19 protein-coding genes are annotated in these 20,261 nt (G+C 64.3%); 8 read left to right on the top strand and 11 right to left on the bottom strand.

Going from position 1 to position 20,261, the window contains the following annotated elements; translation table 11 throughout:
- The first annotated feature begins 112 nt into the window (after positions 1-112).
- The 3 genes from F3W81_RS19275 to F3W81_RS19265 all read left to right on the top strand — a co-directional run bounded on the left by F3W81_RS19275 (position 113) and on the right by F3W81_RS19265 (position 3,390).
- Positions 113-1,639 carry an aldehyde dehydrogenase (NADP(+)) gene (locus F3W81_RS19275; RefSeq protein ID WP_193081103.1) on the top strand — a complete coding sequence of 509 codons (1,527 nt, stop codon included), beginning with the start codon at positions 113-115 and terminating at the stop codon, positions 1,637-1,639.
- 15 nt (positions 1,640-1,654) lie between these two features.
- The gene (locus F3W81_RS19270; protein WP_193081102.1) at positions 1,655-2,365 is read left to right on the top strand and encodes a ribonuclease activity regulator RraA; all 711 of its coding nucleotides are present in this window, start codon (positions 1,655-1,657) and stop codon (positions 2,363-2,365) included.
- Between the two features lie 83 nt (positions 2,366-2,448).
- Positions 2,449-3,390 carry a 2-hydroxyacid dehydrogenase gene (locus F3W81_RS19265; RefSeq protein WP_193081101.1) on the top strand — a complete coding sequence of 314 codons (942 nt, stop codon included), beginning with the start codon at positions 2,449-2,451 and terminating at the stop codon, positions 3,388-3,390.
- Positions 3,391-3,407: 17 nt separating this feature from the next.
- Here the strand turns inward: F3W81_RS19265 and F3W81_RS19260 are convergent, their stop codons facing one another.
- From F3W81_RS19260 to F3W81_RS19245, 4 genes are all read right to left on the bottom strand, one after another.
- Entirely contained in the window at positions 3,408-3,782 is a 375-nt protein-coding gene (locus F3W81_RS19260; protein ID WP_193081100.1) for a DUF983 domain-containing protein, read from the bottom strand.
- Positions 3,783-4,024: 242 nt separating this feature from the next.
- A complete protein-coding gene (locus F3W81_RS19255) occupies positions 4,025-5,506 on the bottom strand; it encodes an inorganic phosphate transporter (protein ID WP_193081099.1) in 1,482 nt (493 codons plus the stop codon).
- Between the two features lie 91 nt (positions 5,507-5,597).
- Positions 5,598-6,065 (bottom strand): NUDIX hydrolase, encoded by a 468-nt coding sequence (locus F3W81_RS19250; protein WP_193081098.1) that lies wholly within the window; start codon positions 6,063-6,065, stop codon positions 5,598-5,600.
- Positions 6,066-6,156: 91 nt separating this feature from the next.
- Positions 6,157-7,068, bottom strand: coding sequence for a LysR family transcriptional regulator (locus F3W81_RS19245; RefSeq protein ID WP_193081097.1), 912 nt, complete (start codon positions 7,066-7,068; stop codon positions 6,157-6,159).
- Between the two features lie 164 nt (positions 7,069-7,232).
- Here F3W81_RS19245 and F3W81_RS19240 point away from each other — a divergent pair, with 164 nt between their 5' ends.
- From F3W81_RS19240 to F3W81_RS19230, 3 genes are all read left to right on the top strand, one after another.
- A complete protein-coding gene (locus F3W81_RS19240; protein ID WP_193081096.1) occupies positions 7,233-7,646 on the top strand; it encodes a DoxX family protein in 414 nt (137 codons plus the stop codon).
- Positions 7,647-7,726: 80 nt separating this feature from the next.
- Complete coding sequence (locus F3W81_RS19235) at positions 7,727-8,686, top strand: glutathione S-transferase family protein (protein ID WP_193081095.1); 960 nt, start codon at positions 7,727-7,729, stop codon at positions 8,684-8,686.
- A 192-nt stretch (positions 8,687-8,878) separates the two neighbouring features.
- The gene (locus tag F3W81_RS19230) at positions 8,879-9,439 is read left to right on the top strand and encodes a manganese efflux pump MntP (protein ID WP_193081093.1); all 561 of its coding nucleotides are present in this window, start codon (positions 8,879-8,881) and stop codon (positions 9,437-9,439) included.
- 4 nt (positions 9,440-9,443) lie between these two features.
- Here the strand turns inward: F3W81_RS19230 and F3W81_RS19225 are convergent, their stop codons facing one another.
- The 7 genes from F3W81_RS19225 to F3W81_RS19195 form a co-directional block, all read right to left on the bottom strand.
- The gene (locus tag F3W81_RS19225; protein WP_193081091.1) at positions 9,444-10,820 is read right to left on the bottom strand and encodes an FGGY-family carbohydrate kinase; all 1,377 of its coding nucleotides are present in this window, start codon (positions 10,818-10,820) and stop codon (positions 9,444-9,446) included.
- A gap of 5 nt (positions 10,821-10,825) precedes the next feature.
- Positions 10,826-11,140 carry an L-rhamnose mutarotase gene (gene rhaM, locus F3W81_RS19220; protein WP_193081090.1) on the bottom strand — a complete coding sequence of 105 codons (315 nt, stop codon included), beginning with the start codon at positions 11,138-11,140 and terminating at the stop codon, positions 10,826-10,828.
- Positions 11,140-12,162 (bottom strand): ABC transporter permease, encoded by a 1,023-nt coding sequence (locus F3W81_RS19215; protein ID WP_193081089.1) that lies wholly within the window; start codon positions 12,160-12,162, stop codon positions 11,140-11,142. The genes rhaM and F3W81_RS19215 overlap by 1 nt, the downstream gene beginning before the upstream one ends.
- Positions 12,149-13,138 (bottom strand): ABC transporter permease, encoded by a 990-nt coding sequence (locus F3W81_RS19210; RefSeq protein WP_193081087.1) that lies wholly within the window; start codon positions 13,136-13,138, stop codon positions 12,149-12,151. The genes F3W81_RS19215 and F3W81_RS19210 overlap by 14 nt, the downstream gene beginning before the upstream one ends.
- On the bottom strand, positions 13,135-14,679 hold the full coding sequence (locus tag F3W81_RS19205; RefSeq protein WP_193081086.1) for a sugar ABC transporter ATP-binding protein: 1,545 nt from the start codon (positions 14,677-14,679) through the stop codon (positions 13,135-13,137). The genes F3W81_RS19210 and F3W81_RS19205 overlap by 4 nt, the downstream gene beginning before the upstream one ends.
- Before the next feature lie 98 nt (positions 14,680-14,777).
- The gene (gene rhaS / locus F3W81_RS19200) at positions 14,778-15,767 is read right to left on the bottom strand and encodes a rhamnose ABC transporter substrate-binding protein (RefSeq protein WP_193081085.1); all 990 of its coding nucleotides are present in this window, start codon (positions 15,765-15,767) and stop codon (positions 14,778-14,780) included.
- 60 nt (positions 15,768-15,827) lie between these two features.
- Positions 15,828-16,631, bottom strand: a complete 804-nt coding sequence (locus F3W81_RS19195; RefSeq protein ID WP_193081084.1) for a DeoR/GlpR family DNA-binding transcription regulator — start codon at positions 16,629-16,631, stop codon at positions 15,828-15,830.
- A gap of 197 nt (positions 16,632-16,828) precedes the next feature.
- Here F3W81_RS19195 and F3W81_RS19190 point away from each other — a divergent pair, with 197 nt between their 5' ends.
- Both F3W81_RS19190 and rhaI read left to right on the top strand, forming a co-directional pair.
- Positions 16,829-18,925, top strand: coding sequence for a bifunctional rhamnulose-1-phosphate aldolase/short-chain dehydrogenase (locus tag F3W81_RS19190; RefSeq protein ID WP_193084042.1), 2,097 nt, complete (start codon positions 16,829-16,831; stop codon positions 18,923-18,925).
- A gap of 56 nt (positions 18,926-18,981) precedes the next feature.
- Positions 18,982-20,253 carry an L-rhamnose catabolism isomerase gene (gene rhaI, locus F3W81_RS19185; RefSeq protein WP_193081083.1) on the top strand — a complete coding sequence of 424 codons (1,272 nt, stop codon included), beginning with the start codon at positions 18,982-18,984 and terminating at the stop codon, positions 20,251-20,253.
- Positions 20,254-20,261 lie beyond the last annotated feature (8 nt).

The raw sequence follows: 20,261 nt of genomic DNA, 5'->3' as shown, positions 1-20,261 counted from the left end.
TATTTACAACAGGGAAACGACAAAAGCGCGCCAGTGGGAGCCGCCAGAAATCGCACCGTTCAGATACCGACCACTTACCGACCCGATACCGACACCTCGAAAGGAGCCTCTCATGGATGGCACAGCCTCCGCCTTCACCCCGCATGGCAAACACCTGATCGCCGGCGACTGGGTCGCCACCGCGCAGACCTTCGCCTCCGATCCCGCCACGGGTTCCGCGCATGATTTCTCCGTCGGCACCGAAGCCCTCGTGGCGCAGGCCTGCGCCGCCGCAGAGGAGGCGTTCTGGAGCTACGCCTATACCTCGCGCGCCGAAAGAGCGCAGTTTCTCAACACCATAGCGGATGAAATCGAAGCCCGCGCCGAGGCTGTCACCGCCATCGGCACCTCCGAAACCGGCCTTCCCGAGGCGCGTCTGAATGCCGAGCGAGGCCGCACCACCGGCCAGCTGCGCCTCTTTGCCGAGCATATCCTCAAGGGTGACTACCTCGACATCCGCGTCGACGCCGCTGTGCCCGACCGCACCCCGCCGCGTCCCGAGCTGCGCATGATCCAGCGTCCGATCGGCCCCGTCGCGGTCTTTGGGGCCTCGAACTTTCCGCTCGCCTTTTCCACCGCCGGGGGCGACACCGCCGCCGCGCTGGCTGCGGGCTGTCCCGTCGTCGTCAAGGGCCACTCCGCGCATCCCGGCACCGGTGAAATCATCGCCGAAGCCATTGATGCCGCGCGTAAAAAATGCGGCCTCCACCCCGGCGTCTTCTCTCTGATCCAAGGCGGCAATCGCGCGGTCGGCGCAGCCCTCGTGACCCATCCGCTGATCAAGGCCGTCGGCTTCACCGGCTCGCTCGGCGGCGGTCGCGCGCTGTTCGACCTCTGCGCACAGCGCCCCGAGCCGATCCCCTTCTTCGGCGAGCTCGGCTCGGTCAACCCGATGTTCGTGCTGCCCGCCGCCGCCGCCGCGCGCGGCGCTGAAATCGGCACCGGCTGGGCCGGGTCGCTGACCATGGGCGCGGGCCAGTTCTGCACCAACCCCGGCATCGCCGTCATCGCCAAGGGGCCTGAGGGCGACGCCTTTGTCGCCGCCGCGAAAGAGGCCCTTTCCGCCACCGGCGCGCAGGTCATGCTGACCGCCGGCATCGCCAAGGCCTACCGCGACGGGCAGGCCCGTTTTGAGGGGCGCAATGCCGTAACCCCTTTGCTGTCCACCGAAAACGAGGGACGCACCGCCAGGCCGAACCTCTATGAGACTGACGCCGACGCCTACCTCCAGGACCACGCCTTGGGCGAGGAAGTCTTTGGCCCGCTCGGCCTGATCGTGCGCATCAGCGACCCCGAAGAGATGCTCGGCCTTGCCCGCGGTTTCGAGGGCCAGCTGACCACGACGATCCAGATGGACGACGCCGACAAGGACCTCGCCCGCAAGCTGCTGCCGATCCTGGAGCGCAAGGCCGGTCGGGTTCTGGCCAACGGTTTCCCCACCGGGGTCGAGGTCGCCGACGCCATGGTGCACGGCGGCCCCTACCCCGCCTCGACCAACTTTGGCGCGACCTCCGTCGGCACCCTGTCGATCCGCCGCTTCCTGCGCCCCGTCTGTTTCCAGAACATCCCTCAGGGCGTCCTGCCCGATGACCTCGAGTGAGGAGGAGTTATTGAAATGAAAGAAGAAACCCGCGAAAAACTGATGGGGGTGTCGGTCGCGACACTCGCCACCGCGCTCTACAAACGTGGCCTGCGGCATCAGGTCATTCAGGGAGTGCACCCGATCGGCTTCAAGGGTGCCAACATGGTCGGGCCCGCCTTCACGCTGCGCTACATGCCGGCACGTGAGGACCGCAACCAACTCGTCGAATTCCGCAATCCCGAGCATCCACAGCGCGTCGCGATCGAGACCTGCCCACCCGGGCACGTCATGGTCATGGACAGCCGCAAAAGCGCCGAGGCGGCCTCGGCTGGCGATATCCTGATCACGCGGCTGATGATGCGTGGCGGCGCGGGCGTGGTCACCGACGGTGGCTTTCGTGATGCGGCCACCATCGCCGATCTCGAGATCCCGGCTTACCACATGCGCCCCTCCAGCCCGACCAACCTGACCTGCAACGAAGCCATTGAAATCAATGGCCCAATCGGCTGCGGAGACGCACCGGTCTTTCCCGGCGACGTGATCGTGGGAGATGCGGATTGTGTCATCGTCATCCCCGCCGGGATCGCGGATGAGGTCGCGGACGAGGCTGTCGAAATGACGGTGTATGAGGATTTCGTGCTGGACGAGGTGAAGGCCGGCGCGGCGATCATCGGGCTGTATCCCGGGACCAAGGATGAGAACCTGCAAAAGTTCGCGCTCTGGCGCAAGACGCAAGGTCGGTGATTCCCCGTCCCTGAAACCCCCGGCCGCCCCCCCCACAATAGGGGGCGGCCGGGCCCCTGTTCCACCCCCTTCGGAGAGACCCGATGCCCCAGCCCGACCTTCTTGTCCTGTCCGCAATCCGGCCCGATCAGATGCGCCAGCTCGACGCGGCCTACACCCTGCACCGCCTTGATCTTGCGGCAGATCCTGCGAGTTTTCTCGCTGAGGTGGCCCCCAGTGTCCGCGCGGCGGTCACGACTGGGGGACGGGGCATCACTGCGGCTGAGATCGCGGCTCTCCCGGCGCTTGAGATCGTCGCAACCTCCAGTGTCGGGACGGATGCGATTGATCTGACGGCCTGCGCCGCGCGGGGTATCCATGTGACGAACACGCCGGATGTGTTGACCGACGACGTGGCCGATATCGCACTCGGAATGATCCTGATGACGCGGCGGCGACTGGTGGAGGGGCATGAATATGTCCGCTCCGGCACCTGGGCACAGAAGGGGCCTTTTGCACTGACCTCGGCGCTCAGAGGCAAGAGGGTTGGCATCCTCGGCCTGGGTCGGATCGGCCAGGCGATTGCCGAGCGCTGCCTGCCCTTCGGCCTGCAGGTGGGCTATAGTGCGCGCTCTGAAAAGCCGGTGGACTTTGAATTTTTCGAGACTCCGCAAGCCCTTGCGCAGTGGTCTGATATTTTTGTCGTCGCAACACCGGGCGGCGCGGGGACGCAGGCTCTGGTGTCGCAAGACGTGATCGAGGCCATCGGGCCTCAGGGCACGCTGATCAATATCGCGCGCGGCAGTGTCGTGGATGAGGCGGCGCTGATCGCCGCGCTGAAAGACGGCAGGCTCGGCTCTGCGGGGCTGGACGTCTTTGCCAGCGAACCTGGTCCGGACAAGGCCTTGACCGACCTCGACACTGTCACGCTGTCCCCGCACCACGCCAGCGGCACTGTCGAGACGCGGGATGCGATGGCACAACTGGTGGTCGACAACCTCGCCGCGCATTTCGCAGGCGAGGCATTGCTGACGCCGGTGGGCTAAGGGCCTGACTTAAAAACCTAAAACCCGTGCATCCGCTTGGCCCACTGCAGACCGACCATGGCCCCTTTGACCCGGGGCAGCATCAGCAGGGCCAGGCCAAAGCACACCGTCGACATGATCAGCGCCAGCGCCAGAGGGTGCTCGGACATGTAGTGAAACAGCGTCGTCAGCATGAAGACCCCGACGTGGCCGACAATGAGGATGGTGATATAGGCCGGACCGTCGTCGGTGCGCTGATGTGTCAGATCCAGGCCGCACTCTGAACAGGCATCGCCTATCTTGAGGTATTTGCTGAACAAATGCCCCTCGCCGCAACGCGGGCAGCGACCACGGGCGCCGCGCAGCATGGCGGGCTTCAGCTCTCGGGTGGGGATGTCTGTGACCATTGTCATCGGATGCTCCGTCGTTGTTATCCCGCCATATATCCATTTTCGCGGCATGTTTGAATGGGCAGAGGGCAGGACACGCGGGGATGTAGTGTCGCAGGGGGCGCTGCCCCCGGCCTGCGGCCTCCCCCGAAGTATTTCGGGCAAGATGACAGGGGGGGGCTTGTCTCATGCGGCCTGCGCTAGGCCTCTGAGGGGCGAAATTGCAGTGTCGGTATCCGGTCGGTATCTGAACGGTATCCGGGCGGTCAGCCGAGCAGGCCTCCGAGCAGCAGGAACATGAGTGCCGACATCAGGGCGGCGGCGGGGACAGTGATCACCCAAGCCGCGATGATCGTCATGAAGTGCGAGCGGCGCACCAGTTTGCGGCGGCGGCGTTCCTCGGCGGCATGGCCCGGAACAGTGGGGCGGGCCTGAGCGGAGGAGCGGGCGCGCTTTTCCATGTACCATTCGCGGTAAAAGCCGACGCCGAAGACGCCGCCCACCGCGATATGGGTCGAGCTGACAGGCAGGCCGAGCCAGGAGGCGAGGATCACCGTCAGGGCCGCCGAGAGCGAGACGCAATAGGCGCGCATCGGGTTCAGCTTGGTGATCTGGTTGCCGACCATGCGGATCAGTTTCGGGCCGAACAGGATCAGACCGAAGGAGATGCCGAAGGCGCCGATCACCATGACCCACATCGGGATCACCACTTCGCCTGCTGCTGCCCCGAAGTGCTGGGCGTGCACGATCGCCGCCAGAGGGCCGACAGCGTTGGCCACGTCGTTCGCGCCATGGGCAAAGGACAGCAGAGCCGCCGAGGCGACCAGCGGGAAGGCGAACAGCACCTTGAGCGAGCGGTTGCGGTTTTCAAGGCCGCGTGACTGGCGCCGGATCAGCGGGATCGCGACGAGCCAGCTGCCCAGACCGAGGCCTGCGCCGATCAGCAGGGCCTGGCCCATGGTGACTTCGAACAGGTGCTTGAGGCCTTTTAGGGCAAGGTAGGTGGCAAAGGCTGCGGTCATCAGGCCGATCAGAACCGGCACCCATTTGCGGGCCGCAGCGATCTTGTCCTCAGCATAGATGATGCGGGATTTGATGAAGGCGAGCATGGCGGCGGCGATGATGCCACCGAGCAGGGGCGAGATCACCCAGCTGGCGGCAATGGCCCCCATCGTGCCCCATTGCACCGCGCCAAAGCCTGCCGCCGCGACCCCTGCCCCCATGACGCCGCCGACGACGGAGTGGGTGGTAGAGACCGGTGCGCCGATCCAAGTGGCGAGGTTGACCCAGATCGCCGCCGAAAGCAGCGCCGACATCATCGCCCAGACAAAGACGCGGGTGGTGGCGACGCTGGAGGGGTCGATGATGCCCTTGGAGATGGTCGAGACGACATCGCCGCCGGCCAGCAGCGCCCCGGCGCTTTCAAAGATCGCCGCGATGGCGATGGCGCCGAACATCGACAGCGCATTGGCCCCGACCGCGGGCCCCATGTTGTTGGCCACGTCATTGGCGCCGATGTTGAGCGCCATATAGGCGCCGAAGGCTGCTGCCGCGATCACGATGAGCGAGCCCGGCTCGCGTCCGATGATCAGGGCCGCCGCCAGCGTGGCCAGCACGATGAACACAAGCGAGACCCCCACCCCGACCAGTGGGCGAGAGACGTAGTTGGTGGCATATTCAACCCGCGAGAAACGGTTCAGATCGCGGTCTAGCGTCTGCCACTGATAATTGTTGGTCGGCTCTGGCAAGGTTCTTGTTCCGTTTGTGCTATCGTTTGAGGGCGCAGGGGGGCGGCGGGGCACGCCTTCGTGCCGCGCAGATTGGCCAGCCTTTACGCCGTCAGTCCGAGAGTGTCACCGGCAGGTCGCGCAACAGCGCCTTCAGGCCGGTTTCATCGACGACCTCGGCGGCGTCTTCAGGGGTCATCCATTCGCGGGTGCGTTCGCCGACCTCGGGGAAGTCGTCAAGCAGCTTGATGACACGGATCGCGAAGACCTCGACATCCGTGGTGACGGGGACGCCGCCCTTGAGGCGTTTGTCATAGCGGTAGGTGCCGATCAGGCGTGGCGGCGCGCCATCGGATTTGACGCCGGCCTCTTCCCAGGCTTCCTCAAGCGCGGTGCCACCGGCATCATAGCCGCGTTTCGGCCAGCCCTTGGGCAGGATCCAGCGGCCGGTGTCGCGGGAGGTGATCACAAGCACCTGCACCTCGCCCCCGAGCCTGCGGTAGCAAAGCGCCGCGACCTGAAAGCGGCTGGGCCGCGAAATCAGCGGCGATATGACATTTTCCCAGAAAGTTCGCAGCATCAGCTCTGGCCCCGTTCGGTTTGGTCGGGTCTCGTACCATTGATAGCGGCGTTTCTGCAATGTTTTGCGAAGGTACGCCTATAAGTTGTGCTCACAGGGTCGCAATTCCCGGATCGAAGAGGTCCCGTTTCTGCACGGAGAGGAAATCGAGGAAGGCCCGCAGGCGGCGCGGCATGCTGCGCCCGGCCAGATAGACGATCTGGATATCCAGCGGCGCGGCTTCGACATCAGCCAGCACGCGCACCAGCCGGCCTTCGCGCAGGGCGGGGGCCAGGACGTAATCGGGCGACATGACGATGCCCTCGCCCGCCACGGCCAGCTCCAGCGCGGCGCGGGCGGAATTGACCAGATAGGGGCCGCGCACCACGATCTTGCGCAGGATGCCGCCCTCCGACAGCTCCCACCCGCCGCGGCTGCGGATGTTGGTGTCGCGGATGCAGGCGTGCCGGCCCAGATCGTCGAGGCACTGTGGCGTGCCATGCGCCGCGAGATAGGCGGGCGACGCGCCGATCATCAGCCCGGTGCTGCCCAGATGCCGCGACATCAGCGCACTGTCGGAGAGGGTGCCGATGCGGATCGCGGCGTCGATGCCTTCGCTCGCGAGGTCGCTGTAGGCGTCGGTGAGGCGCAGGTCGACCACCAGATCGGGGTGCTGGGCGCGAAACCGGCGCAGCAGCTGTTGCACATGATGCTCGCCAAAGATCACCGGGGCCGAGACGCGCAGCGTGCCCGTCACCCCTCGCCCCGGTTCGTTGATGGCAGAGGTCATCTCCTCAAGCTCGTCCAGCCATGCGGGGGCGCGGGCATAGAGGCTCTCTCCCGCCGCTGTCATGCCGAGCTTGCGGGTGGTGCGCTGCAACAGCCGGGTGCCAAGGCGATCCTCAAGCGCGCCCATGTATTTCGACGCCAGCTTGCCCGAGATCCCCAACCGCGCCCCGGCCTGCGCGAAAGAGCCGGTGTCGACCGCAGCGACAAAGACGCGGATACCGTCGAGAAAATCCATGGGCCCTCCTATTCGGAACATACTGGCGAAAGTTAATCCACATATGCGCCATATCATGGAGGGCGGGATTGCGCGATAAGAAGGTCATCGCGACAGGGGCTGCAGTGCCCTGCTGACGCACATCTGAAAACCACGCGCCATTCTGGCGCACCGGAGTAAATGTTATGATTGATACAAGAACCGCACCCTATGCCGTGCTGCTGCTGCGCGTGATCACCGGCGTTTACATGCTGACCCACGGCCTGATCAAACTGTTCGTCTTCACCCCCGCCGGCACCGCTGGTTACTTTCAGTCGATCGGCCTGCCGGGCTGGCTCGGCGTTGTGACGATGGTGATCGAGATCGTCGGCGGTATCGCCCTCGTCCTCGGCCTCGGCACCCGTCTGGTCGCGCTGATCATGGTTCCCGTCCTGCTGGGCGCGGCGCTGTTCGGTCACGGCGGCAACGGCTTCACCTTCTCCAATGCCGGTGGTGGCTGGGAATACCCGGTGCTGTGGGCCTTCGTGATGGCCGCAATCGCCGGTCTTGGGGATGGGGCCTATGCGCTGTTCCCGCTGGGTCGTAAAACCAAGATCTGATCCTGCCAAAGCGCCCGTCCCGACATGCTCGGGGCGGGCGTTTTTTATGTCTGAACGGTAAAGTGGAGAGGATTGAGACGATGCTGGTCAACGGAAAATGGGCAAGCGACTGGACCCCTGTGCAGGCCAAGGATGCCGAGGGGCGCTTTGTCCGCCAGACCTCCTCTTTCCGCAACTGGATCACGCCGGATGGCGCCGCCGGTCCGACGGGCGAGGCAGGCTTCAAGGCCGAGGCCGGGCGCTATCGTCTCTATGTGGCGCTGATCTGCCCTTGGGCGTCGCGGGCACTGATTGCGCGCAAGCTCAAGGGGTTGGAGGACATGATCGCGGTGACGGTGGTGTCGCCCGTGCTGGGGGATCAGGGCTGGTCGTTTGGCGGCTATCCCGGCGCGGACGAAGATCCGCTGTTTGGCGCGCAGTTCATGCACCAGATCTACACCCGCGTGGACCCAGTCTTTACGGGTCGCGCCACGGTGCCGGTGCTCTGGGATGAACAGCAGGGCGTCATCGTCAACAACGAGAGCGCCGATATCCTGCGGATGCTGAACACCGCGTTTGAGGGGCTGGTGCCGGGCACGGTTGACCTCTATCCCGAAGCGCTACGCCCTGAGATCGACGCGCTGAATCCGGTGCTCTATGACAGGCTGAACAATGGCGTCTACAAGTCGGGCTTTGCCAGTTCGCAGCAGGCCTATGACGAGGCGGTCGAGGGCGTGTTCGAAACGCTCGACATGCTAGAGGCGCGGGTGGCGGGCGATTTCCTGTTCGGCGATGCGGTGACTGAAGCCGATGTGCGCCTGTTCGTGACGCTGATCCGCTTTGACGCGGCCTATCACGGGATCTTCAAGACCAACCGCGCCCGCATCGCGGATTACCCCAAGCTGCAGGCGCTGATGGAGAACGTGCTGGCCCTGCCCGGCGTCGCCGAGACGGTGAACATGGACCACATCACGCGCGGCTATTACTCGATCAAGGCGCTGAACCCGTCGGGGATCGTGCCCACCGGCCCGGCCCATGTGCTGAAGCTGCTGGCGAGATAAGACGCGAACGAGGCCTGATCCACACGCGCCAAAGCAGACCAGTTGCGAATGCGTCTCATTCTATAGACCATTGAATTGATTGACACTTGTTGGCACCACGCCTAACAGATGCGACCAAAGCAATCAGATGCCCCAGACGACGCTGCCCCACCGGGTGGCGTCTTTTGCATCTTCGCAGACAGGATACGGCCCATGACACCCGTCAGCATTGGCATTCTGGCCCTCAGCCTGTCGGTCGACGCCTTCATAGCCGCGCTCGGACGGGGTGCGACACGACAGCAACCGGGGCTGGCGCGCGCGCTGCGCACCGGGCTGATCTTTGGTCTGGCCGAGGCGGTGACGCCCCTGATCGGCTGGGCCTTGGGGATCGCCGCCAGCCGCTATGTCGCAGTCGTCGATCACTGGATCGCCTTCGCGCTGCTGGGCGGGGTCGGCCTGCGGATGATCCTGTCGGCGCTTCAGGGCCCTAAGGACGCCGCATTGCCCGCGCGGGGCAGCTTCTGGGCTTTGCTGGCGACGGCCTTTGGCACCTCGGTTGATGCGATGGCTGTCGGCGTGTCGCTGGCCTTTGCCGATGTGCATATCCTGACGGTGGCAGTGGCGATTGGCGTCGCGACCACCTGCATGGCGACGGCGGGCCTGATGGCGGGGCGGTTTCTGGGCGTGCGCTTTGGCCGGGCGGCCGAGGCCTTGGGCGGTGTGGCGCTGATCTGCATGGGCGGCGGCGTGCTGCTGACGCATCTGAGCGCGTGACACTTCAGGCCATCGTAGCGACCTGCTCCACGGCCGCTTGCCAGCGCTTGGCATAGGCGATCAGCGCCGCGCGATCCTTCGGGCGCGGCACCGTTGCCGTGTCGGGCGGCGCGGTGTTCTTTTGTGCCAATAGCGCGGCCCCGGCAGCGGTGCCGGTGGCCGAGGAGGCGGTCTCGACCCCCTCGGTGCGCAGGGCGGCCAGCATGGCGAGGTAGTCAGGGTTGCGCGCGAACGGCCCCTCGACGATCACCGGGCCGCGCGCACCGACAAGGCCGAGGCAGGTGTCGGTCATCAACGCCAGGTACCACGACAGCGCCAGCATGCGCGGGGCGCCTTGCGGCTCGTCGCCGCTCCACCGCATCTGGCGACCTTGGAAGGGACCGGAGGTCGGCTCGACCGAGGGCAGCAGCAGCGCGCCTTGCAGGGCAGTGGCGTAGTCGGCTGCGGTGGCGGGGGGCGCGTCGCGGCGGATCAGTTCGTATTCACGCCCGCCCATGAAGCGGGACGAGGGCACCGGCTGGCCAAGGGCGTTCACGTTGACCAGCGTGTCGCGCGCGGCGTCCAGGCTGACGGGATCGCCGCCGATCGACATCGCGATAACCCATGTGCCGGTGGAGACGACCGAGAAAGCGCCCTTGCGCGCCGCGACATGAGGATAGAGCGAGGCGTTGGAATCGTGGATGCCACAGGTTACCGGCGTGCTGTCCGGCAGCCCGGTCAGCGCCGCCAGATCGGGGCGCAGGGTGCCGAGGGTGTCACCGGAATGCAGCGCGGGGGCGATCTTGTCGCGGATGCCGAGGCGGTCGACGAGGGGGGAAAACGCGCCCTCCCAAGGAGTCCACAGGTCAGTGTGACAGCCGAGGGATGTGACGTCGGTGGCGTAATTGCCGGTCAGCCGCGCGCCCCAGTATTGCGGATAGGTGACGATATGAGCGGTGCGCTCCAGCAGATCGGGATCGCGGGCGAACAGCCAATGCAGCTGGGCCCCGACGTTCAGCCCGGCAGGCAGACGCGGCGATCCGGTTTCGGCAAAGCCGGGGCGGAGCGCGTTGTAGGCGGCGGACTGGGTGTCGGGGCCGGTATCCTCGTAATCCAGCATCGGGGTGGCGAGCCCGCCCTGCCCGTCCAGCAGCACGATCGAAGCGCCATGCGTGGTGATCGAAATCGCATCGATCCCATGGTCCGTGTGAAACCGCGCGAGGTGGACGAGGAAGAAGGCCCAGTGCCCCTCAAGATCGAAATGCGCGTAGGGCGGCCCTGCCAGCACGGTGTTGGGGCGGGTGACGACGTCGAGCTCGCGCAGGGAGCCCGCCTCGACCAGCGCCAGCTTGGCGTTGGTCTTGCCGACGTCGATGACGGCGATATGGCGGGGACGGGTCATGCGGATCAGGCCATGTGAAAGAGCATGGGCAGGTCGGTCGCGACCGGCGAATTGTCGGGGTTGGTCGCCATGATGTCGGCCATATGCGCCCACCATTTCTGCATCACCGGATGATCCGGCAACGCCGCCATGCCGTGATCGTCGCGCCGCCACAGGACGGCAAACAGCGTGTCCGTCTCTGCGTCGAAGTGGATCGAGTAGTCGGAGACGCCCGCCTCTTTCAGCAGCGCCGACAGGTCTGGCCAGATCTCGTCATGACGCCGTTCGTATTCTGCGCGGCACCCGGGGTTGAGGCGCATCTTGAAGGCGTGCTTTTGCATCAGCCCCTCCATTTCTGAATAAGGCGCGGCAGGGCGATGACGCCGATCAGCAGCGCGCCGGTGAAGATCGAGATGACGATGCCGGGCACGTTCAGCAACCCAAGGCCAAAGGTCAGCAGACCCAGCACAAAGGCCGCGATGACCACGCCGGGGATCGAGCCTGAGCCGCCAAGGATGCTGACACCACCGAGCACGACCATGGTGACGACCTCCAGCTCCATCCCCAGCCCGATCGAGGGGCGGGTCGAGCCGAGGCGCGAGGTCAGACAGATCGCGGCAACGCCGCTCATCACGCCAGTCAGCAGGAACAGCATCATCTTGACCCGCGGCACCCGCACGCCCGAAAACAGCGAGGCGGTGGCGTTGTTGCCGATGGAAAACACCGCCCGCCCGAAGTTGGTCTTGTGCAGCAGCACGGTGAAGATCACGGCGAGGACGGCGAACAGCACGAACTCGAACGACACCACCCAGAAGACGTAGCCCTGCCCGAAGAAGGCGAAGCTCTCGGGGTAGCCGCGATAGGCGCCGTCGCCCAGCACGATATAGGAGAGGCCGCGAAACAGGCTCATCGTGCCGATGGTGACAACGATGGAGGGCAGACCGAGGCGGGTCACGAGGACGCCGTTGAACACGCCGCAAAGCAGCCCCGTGCCAAGGCCGATGCCGACCAGAACCGGCGTGCCGAAGCCTGCGGTCGCCGCGGCGCCCATGGCGGTAGAGGCCAGTGCGATGATCGCCGCGACCGAGAGGTCAATCTCGCCCGAGATGATCAGCAGTGCCATGGCGAAGGCGATCATCGCCTTTTCGGTAAAGTTGAAGGTGGCGTCCGACAGGCTCCACGGCGACAGGAAATAGGGCGAGGCAAAGCAGTTGGCGATGAAGATCGCGATGCCGACCAGCAGCAACAGCGCCTCCCACGACTTCAGCACGCGCTGGCCTCGGGTGGTCAGGCGGTCGGGGATCTGGCGGGGGTCGCGCCGCTGGGTGGCGGCGGGGGACAGGGCGGTTTCAGACAGGCTCATGTGCATGCTCCGCTTTGCGCAGGATGATACGGCCCTTGGCGCGGCCCGAGCGGGCGTTCAGCGCCACGGCGATGATGATCGCCGAGCCGGAGATGGCAAGTTGCCAGAAGGGAGAGATATCGACGACCGGCAGCGCGTTCTTGATCACGCCGAGGAACAGCGCGCCCAGCACGATGCCGAAGACCGACCCGGCCCCGCCGCTGATCGCTGCGCCGCCGATGACGCAGGCGGCCACGACGTCAAGCTCAAACCCGCCGGCAATATCGACGTAAGCGACGGCGTATCGCGACACCCAGAGGTAGCCTGCAAGACCCGCCAGCGTGCCCGAGATGACGAAGGCCAGGAACTGGGTGCGACCGACGTCGATGCCGGTGTAGACCGCCGCGTGAGGGTTGCCACCGACGGCAAAGAACGACCGGCCAAGCGATGTGCGCGTCACCAGCACATAGACCAGCGCGATCACCAGCACAGCGCACCACGACAGCATCGGAATGCCGAGGATCTCATACCGCGGGAAGGCGGTGAAGCGCGGGCTCATCTCATGTGCGTTGACCCATTGGCCGTCGGAGATCAGGAAGATGATGCCGCGAAAGATCACCATCGTGCCGAGGGTGACGACGATCGGGGGGATGTCGAGCTTCCAGACGAAAAACCCGTTCACCGCACCGAGCGTCGCACCGAGGGCGAGGGCCAGCCCCAGCGTGAAGACGATGGGCAGGTCCGGCGCCACGGTGTTGAGCAGCGCGCAGACCATGCCGGTGAGGGCGAGGTTGGCCGCGACCGACAGGTCGATGCAGCGCGTCAGAATGACGATGAACTGGCCGAGCGCCAGGATGATCAGCGCCGAGGTGTCGTTGAAGACGGCGGCCAGATTGGATGGCGCGACAAAGCCGGGGAACCGGGTCGCCACCAGCACCAGCAGCACCAGCAGCGCGAAGGCCAGAAGCACTTCGCGGGTCAGACGAAAGGGGATCATGCGGCGTCCTCCTGCCCGATGCCGGCCGCATGGCGGACAAGGGTTTGCGGGGTCATCTCGTCGCCCGAAACCTCGGCGACGATCCGGCCTTCGCGCATCACGATGACACGGTCGGACATGCCGAGGATTTCGGGCAGTTCCGAGCTGACCATGATGACGGCGAGGCCTTCGGCGGCAAGCTCGGCCATGAATTCATGCACGGCGGCTTTCGATCCGATGTCGATGCCCTTGGTCGGCTCGTCCAGAATGATGACGCGGGGCTTGGTGGCCAGCCACTTGGCGATGACCACCTTCTGCTGGTTGCCACCCGAGAGCGAGCCGACGGGCGTGTCGAGCGAGGCCGCGCGCAGATCCAGCCGCTGAGTGTATTCGCGGGCCAGATCAAATTCCTCGGCCAGCTGCAAAAAGCCGTTGCGCGAGGTGTGCGCCAGCGAGGGCAGCGTGACGTTCTGAAAGATCGGCATGGCGGTGATGGCGCCCTGCTTGCCGCGATCCTCAGGCACATAGACGATGCCTTCGCGGATCGCTTCGGCGGGCGAACGGATGATGCGGACGTGGCCCTCGATCTTGACCGCGCCCTTGGAGGGGCGGGTGATGCCGATCAGCGATTGCATGAATTCAGACCGACCCGCCCCGACGAGGCCGTAAAACCCCAGGATCTCGCCCCGGCGCAGGGTGAAGTTGATGTCCTCGAACTCGGTCGGATGGGCGTAGCCCGCGACGGTGAGGATCTCTTCACCCAAGGTGGGCGTGCGCTGCGGGAACACCTGATCGACGGAGCGGCCGACCATCATCTGCACCAGATCGCCCTCGCTCACCTCGTCGATGCGGCCCTCGGCGACGAACTGGCCGTCGCGGAACACGGTGTAACGATCGGCAATGCGGAAGATCTCGTCGAACTTGTGCGAGATGAAGAGGATCGCCTTGCCCTGTGCCTTGAGCTTTTCCACCAGCTCATAGAGCTCATGGATTTCCTTGTGCGACAGGGCGGCGGTGGGTTCGTCCATCACCACGACACGGGCGTCGATGGAGAGCGCGCGGGAAATCGCGACGAGGTGCTTGGAGGCGATGCCAAGTTCGGCCAGCTTCACGCCGGGGTCGATGTCGGCGCCGATCGAGGTCAGGATCGCCTGCGCGTCGCGCCGCATCGCGCGCCAGTCGAGCAGACCGAGGCGGGTGCGGGGGGCATGGCCGAGAAAGATGTTTTCGGCGACCGTCAGCTCATCAAACAGCACGGTTTCCTGATGGATCGCGGTGACGCCAGCGGCGGCGGCGTGCTGGGCGGTGGGAAAGGCAATGGGCGCGCCGTTCAGCAGGATCTGCCCGCCGTCGGGTTGATAGATGCCGGTCAGGATCTTGACGATGGTGGACTTGCCTGCGCCGTTTTCGCCGACCAGCGCCGTGACCTGCCCGGGGTAGAGCGACAGGTTGACACCGTCGAGCGCCTTGACGCCGGGAAAGACCTTTTCGATGCCGTTCAGAGCAAGGATCGGAGCCCCTGCGGGCGGCTGGGCGCCGGAATATGTTGTATCATAGGGCATGGCGGATTTCCTGACGATAGAGAGGTGGACCGGGGGAAACAGGCCCCCGGTCCGGTCGTGCAGCAGGGCGCTTTGGGTCGCCCTGCAGGGAGGAACCCTCAGAAAATGCTCTTGAACTCTTCGATGTTGGACTTGTCGTAGACAAAGGGGTCCGCCATCGCGCCTTCAAGATTGTCGTCCAGTGTCAGCGCGCCCATGCGGCCCATCGGAATTTCCGCACCGGGTTTCGCCTCGGCATCGCCCTTGGCAAGGTGGTAGGCGATCATCGCGGCGGAATAGCCCAGATCGATCGGGTTCCAGATCGCGAAGCTGTCCGACGCACCGCTCTCGACCGCGCCGGCCATCTCGGACGGCAGACCAAGGCCGGTCACGTTGACCTGACCGATCTTGCCGGCATCCGCCACGGCCTGCGCGGCGGCCACGATACCGACGGAGGTCGGCGCGATGATCGCCTTCAGGTCCGGGTAGGTTTGCAGCAGGCCGGTCGCCTCGCGGTAGGATTTGTCCGCCAGATCATCGCCATAGACGGTGGTGACCAGGTTGATGCCCGGATAGTTCGGCATCACCTTCTTCATCTCGTCGATCCAGATGTTCTGGTTGGTCGAGGTGGTGGTGGCCGACAGCACGGCAACGTCACCGCCATCGGGCATGTGATCGGCGGCCAGCTTGATGATCATGTTGCCGATCAGCGGGTTCGACGACGGGTTCAGGTGGACCGAGCGACCCTCAGGGGCGACGCCACTATCCCACGAGATCACGGTGATGCCGCGTTGCATGGCCTTTTTCAGCGTCGGCACCAGCGCGTCGGTGTCGTTGGCCGAGACGGCGATGGCGTCGACCTTCTGGGCGATCAGGGCGTTGATCACCTCGATCTGGCCTTCGGCGGTGGTTTCGGTCGGGCCGGTGTAGATGATCTTGACGTCACCGATCTCGTTTGCGGCTTCCTCGGCGCCTTTTGCTGCGGCCTCGAAGAACCCGATGCCGAGCGCCTTGACCACAAGCGCGATGCGCATCTCGTCGGCGGCGGCGGCGGATGCCGTCAGACCGACAGCCGTTGCGGCGGTGATCAGCAGTTTCGCGAGTTTCATGATTGTCTCCTCCCTAAAGAACAAATCCCGATTTTTCTGCCTCCTCGCAGACGCTTGCGTCTACCCTCCAGAGGCCTCCTGTATCGTGGTGCTCGGGGTCGCCACGATCAGTTGCACACCAGCCGCCTCAAGCATCGAGGCGGCGCGGTCCGATATGCCGTCATCTGTGATCAGCCGCTGGATCCGGTCCAGCGGGCAAAGCACAAGTGACGAGCGGTTGTCGAATTTCGTACTGTCGGCGAGGACGATCAGCTCGTCCGCCTGCCCGATCAGCTTGTGTTCGGCTTGGATCAGCAGCGGATCGGCCTCCATCAGCCCGAGCGGGCCGATGCCCTGCGCGCCCATGAACATGCGCCGGGCGTAGAAATTGCGTGTCACGTCATTCTCGAACGGCGACAGGATGATGTTCTGTTCGCGGTAGACCACGCCGCCCGACAGCAGGATCGTGTTGCGCGAATTCTTCAGCAGATGCTCAGCGATGGGAAACGAGTTGGTGAAGATCTGCAACCGGCGCGAGGCAAGCGGATGCACCATCTGAAAGGTCGTGGTGCCGCCGTTGATGATGATCGGCTCACCATCCTCACACAGCTCGACAGCCGCGCGCGCAATTGCGCGTTTCTGAGCGATCCTGACCGTTTCGTTCAGCGTGAAGGGACGCCCCGCCAACCCGGGAAACTGCGTGCCGTGCAGCGCCTCGGCCCCGCCGCGCACCCGGCGCAGCTTTTTGGCGACGTGCAGAGACGCGATATCACGCCGGATCGTGGCCTCAGACGCGCCAGTCAACGCGCAAAGCTCTGGCACTGTCACGACCGGGCGGTCCTGGACAGCGGAGAGTATGATCCTGTGGCGTTCTTTCTCGTGCATGTGGTTCCTCACCTTACCTTCAACCTGTCGTAGAAGCTCAATCATTGTCAATCATAAATGATCGTAACTTTTCATTCTGCATCGCAGCATGATTGTTCATGATCGTTTATGATTGACAATGCGACGCACCCCTGACAGCTTTCGCCTGAAAACATCGTTCTGGCAGGAACGCCCCGGAGGAACCAGCAATGACCATCATGACACCCGCAACCACGCGCCTTTTGTCCAAGTGGGACGAGGCCAAGGCCAGCTCAATGAGCGAATCTGAAAAGCTTCTGTACCGCTCGAATCTGCTTGGCTCGGACAAGCGGATCACCAACTACGGCGGCGGCAATACCTCCGCCAAGGTGATGGAGAAGGACCCGCTGACGGGCGAAGCGGTTGAGGTTCTCTGGGTCAAGGGATCGGGCGGCGATGTCGGCTCGATCAAGATGGACGGCTTTGCCACGCTCTACATGGACAAGCTGAACGCGCTGAAGGACCTCTATCGCGGCGTCGAATTCGAGGATGAAATGGTCGGCTATCTGCCCCATTGCACCTGGGCGCTGAACCCGCGGGCGGCCTCCATCGACACGCCGCTGCACGCCTATGTGCCCAAGAAACACGTCGATCACATGCACCCCGATGCGATCATCGCGATCGCGGCGTCGAAGAATTCGCGCGCCCTGACGCAGCAGATCTTCGGCGACACCATCGGCTGGCTGCCGTGGAAGAAGCCGGGCTACGAGCTGGGTCTGTGGTTGGAGAAATTCTGCCTTGAGAACCCCGACGCCAAGGGTGTCGTGTTGGAAAGCCATGGGCTGTTCACCTGGGATGACGACGCCAAGGCCTGCTACGAGCTGACGCTGGAGATCATCAACACCGCCATCGCCTATTTCGAGAAAGAGACCAGCGGCAAGGATGCCTTCGGCGGTGCCGTTCATCAAAGCCTTGAGGCGGCTGAGCGGCGTGCGGTCGCGGCGAAACTGATGCCCGCCATTCGTGGCTTCGTCTCGGGCAACCAGCACATGGCTGGCAATTTCGAGGACAGCGACGCGGTGCTGGAGTTCGTGAATTCCAAGGATATGCAGGCGCTTGCGGCGCTCGGCACCTCCTGTCCCGACCACTTCCTGCGCACCAAGATCCGGCCTTTGGTCGTCGCGTTCGATCCGGCCAAGGGCAATATCGACGAGGTTCTGGAAGGTCTGTCGGCGCAGGTCGCCGCCTACCGTGAGGATTACGCGGCCTATTACGCGCGCTGCAAGCACGACGATTCGCCGGCCATTCGTGACCCCAACGCGGTGGTCTACCTCGTGCCCGGCGTCGGCATGATCACCTTCGCCAAGGACAAGGCGACGGCCCGCATCTCGGGCGAGTTTTATGTCAATGCGATCAATGTGATGCGCGGCTCCTCCGCCGTGTCGGAATACTGCGGCCTGCCCGAGCAGGAAGCCTTCGACATCGAATACTGGCTGCTGGAAGAGGCAAAGCTGCAGCGCATGCCGAAGCCGAAAAGCCTGGCCGGTCGGGTGGCTCTGGTCACCGGCGGCGCGGGCGGCATCGGCGCGGCGACGGCGGAACGGTACCTCTCGGAAGGCGCCTGCGTCATGCTGGCGGATATCGACGAAGCTGCCTTGGCTTCGACAAAGGATACACTCTCGGGGCGCTACTCCAAGGACGTCGTGCGCACCGTGGCGATGAACGTGACGGATGAGGCGGCGGTGACTGCCGCCTATGCCGAGGTTTCGGTGGAGTTTGGCGGCATCGATATTCTGGTGTCGAACGCCGGCATCGCCTCGTCTGCGCCGATCGAGGAAACCTCGCTGGAGCTGTGGAACAAGAACATGTCGATCCTGTCGACCGGCTACTTCCTTGTCTCGCGCGAGGCTTTCAAGGTGATGCGGGCGCAGGCGATTGGCGGCTCTGTCGTCTTCGTGGCGTCCAAGAACGGCCTTGCCGCCAGCCCCAACGCGGCGGCCTATTGCACTGCAAAGGCAAGCGAAATTCATCTTGCGCGCTGTCTGGCGCTGGAGGGGGCCGAGGCTGGTATTCGTGTCAACGTGGTCAACCCCGACGCCGTTCTGCGCGGCTCCAAGATCTGGGAAGGCGAATGGCTGGACCAGCGCGCCAGCACCTACAAGACCGACAAGGACGGGCTGGAAGAGATGTATCGCAACCGCTCGATGCTGAAGCGCTCGGTGCTGCCCGAAGATATTGCGGAGGCCGCCTATTTCTTTGCCTCCGACAAGTCGGCAAAGTCGACGGGCAATATCATCAACGTCGATGCGGGCAACAAGGAAGCCTTCACACGCTGAGGGGTTTTGGGCGGGGATCACACCGCGCCCCACGACATTCTGGGGAGGAATTTTCCATGATCGACAAGGGTTTGATCGAAGCTGAGAACAAAACGCGCGAGGCCGCTCTGCGCGCCGATTACGCCGCATTGGGCGAACATCTGGACCGGCGCGGCATTGATATCGCGGCCTTGAAAGACCGCGCCAAGGGCTTTGGCGTTGCTGTCCCGTCCTGGGGCACAGGCACCGGCGGGACACGGTTTGCGCGCTTCCCGGGCGAGGGCGAACCCCGCGATATCTTTGACAAACTTGACGATTGCGGCGTGATCCATGGGCTGACGCAGGCAACGCCGACCGTGTCGCTGCACATCCCCTGGGACAAGGCGGATCCGGCCGATTTGCTGGCAAAGGCCGAGGCGGTCGGCGTCGGCTTTGACGCGATGAATTCCAATACATTTCAAGACCATGCGGACCATCCGCTGAGCTATAAATACGGCTCCCTGTCGCATATGGACAAGGCTGTGCGCGCGCAGGCCATCGAGCACAACCTTGAGACCATCGAGATCGGTGAAAAGCTCGGCTCCAAGGCGCTGACGGTCTGGATCGGGGACGGCACGAACTTTCCCGGTCAGTCGCATATGGGGCGGCAGTTTGAACGCTACCTCTCCTCGATGAAGGAGATTTATCAAGGCTTGCCAGAGGGTTGGCAGATCTTCTCCGAGCACAAGATCTATGAACCTGCTTTCTATTCGACGGTCGTTCAGGACTGGGGCAGCAGCCTTCTGACCGCGCAAGAGCTTGGAGATAAAGCGAAATGTCTGGTCGATCTGGGCCACCATGCGCCGAATGTGAACATCGAGATGATCGTCTCGCGTCTGATCCATGCGGGCAAGCTGGGCGGGTTCCACTTCAACGACAGCAAATATGGCGACGATGACCTCGACAGCGGCACGATCGAGCCCTACCGCCTGTTCCTGATCTGGAACGAGCTGGTGGATGCCGAAAGCGCCGACCTCGACCTGGCGCATATGATAGACCAGAGCCATAATGTCACTGATCCCATTGAAAGCCTTATGATTTCTGCCTGCGAGATCCAGCGCGCCTATGTGCAAGCGAGCCTTGTGGACCGTGCGGCTTTGGGTGGATTTCAGGATGCAAACGACGCTCTGATGGCCAGTGCGACGCTGCGCGCGGCCTTCCGCACGGATGTCGAGCCGATCCTGGCGATGGCGCGGCTTGAGGCGGGCGGCGCCATTGATCCGATCCTGACCTACCGCGCCAGCGGCTATCGCAAGCAGGTCGCGGCGGTGCGTCCCAAGTCGACGGGCGGCGGCGGCGGGATCGTTTAGCCCCCTTC

The sequence above is a fragment of the Pseudooceanicola spongiae genome (assembly GCF_014899185.1).
In the GTDB taxonomy this organism is placed as follows: Bacteria; Pseudomonadota; Alphaproteobacteria; order Rhodobacterales; family Rhodobacteraceae; genus Pseudooceanicola; species Pseudooceanicola spongiae.
The sequence above is the reverse complement of the archived record's forward strand: the minus strand, read 5'-3'. Positions and strand labels throughout refer to the sequence as shown.

Bases quoted from the DNA above. Each gene is read 5' to 3' on its own strand.
- F3W81_RS19275 (WP_193081103.1), top strand. From the start codon at position 113: ATGGATGGCACAGCCTCCGCCTTCACCCCGCATGGCAAACACCTGATC.
- F3W81_RS19270 (WP_193081102.1), top strand. From the start codon at position 1,655: ATGAAAGAAGAAACCCGCGAAAAACTGATGGGGGTGTCGGTCGCGACA.
- F3W81_RS19265 (WP_193081101.1), top strand. From the start codon at position 2,449: ATGCCCCAGCCCGACCTTCTTGTCCTGTCCGCAATCCGGCCCGATCAG.
- F3W81_RS19260 (WP_193081100.1), bottom strand. From the start codon at position 3,782: ATGACAATGGTCACAGACATCCCCACCCGAGAGCTGAAGCCCGCCATG.
- F3W81_RS19250 (WP_193081098.1), bottom strand. From the start codon at position 6,065: ATGCTGCGAACTTTCTGGGAAAATGTCATATCGCCGCTGATTTCGCGG.
- F3W81_RS19245 (WP_193081097.1), bottom strand. From the start codon at position 7,068: ATGGATTTTCTCGACGGTATCCGCGTCTTTGTCGCTGCGGTCGACACC.
- F3W81_RS19240 (WP_193081096.1), top strand. From the start codon at position 7,233: ATGATTGATACAAGAACCGCACCCTATGCCGTGCTGCTGCTGCGCGTG.
- F3W81_RS19235 (WP_193081095.1), top strand. From the start codon at position 7,727: ATGCTGGTCAACGGAAAATGGGCAAGCGACTGGACCCCTGTGCAGGCC.
- F3W81_RS19230 (WP_193081093.1), top strand. From the start codon at position 8,879: ATGACACCCGTCAGCATTGGCATTCTGGCCCTCAGCCTGTCGGTCGAC.
- F3W81_RS19225 (WP_193081091.1), bottom strand. From the start codon at position 10,820: ATGACCCGTCCCCGCCATATCGCCGTCATCGACGTCGGCAAGACCAAC.
- rhaM (WP_193081090.1), bottom strand. From the start codon at position 11,140: ATGCAAAAGCACGCCTTCAAGATGCGCCTCAACCCCGGGTGCCGCGCA.
- F3W81_RS19215 (WP_193081089.1), bottom strand. From the start codon at position 12,162: ATGAGCCTGTCTGAAACCGCCCTGTCCCCCGCCGCCACCCAGCGGCGC.
- F3W81_RS19210 (WP_193081087.1), bottom strand. From the start codon at position 13,138: ATGATCCCCTTTCGTCTGACCCGCGAAGTGCTTCTGGCCTTCGCGCTG.
- F3W81_RS19205 (WP_193081086.1), bottom strand. From the start codon at position 14,679: ATGCCCTATGATACAACATATTCCGGCGCCCAGCCGCCCGCAGGGGCT.
- rhaS (WP_193081085.1), bottom strand. From the start codon at position 15,767: ATGAAACTCGCGAAACTGCTGATCACCGCCGCAACGGCTGTCGGTCTG.
- F3W81_RS19195 (WP_193081084.1), bottom strand. From the start codon at position 16,631: ATGCACGAGAAAGAACGCCACAGGATCATACTCTCCGCTGTCCAGGAC.
- F3W81_RS19190 (WP_193084042.1), top strand. From the start codon at position 16,829: ATGACACCCGCAACCACGCGCCTTTTGTCCAAGTGGGACGAGGCCAAG.
- rhaI (WP_193081083.1), top strand. From the start codon at position 18,982: ATGATCGACAAGGGTTTGATCGAAGCTGAGAACAAAACGCGCGAGGCC.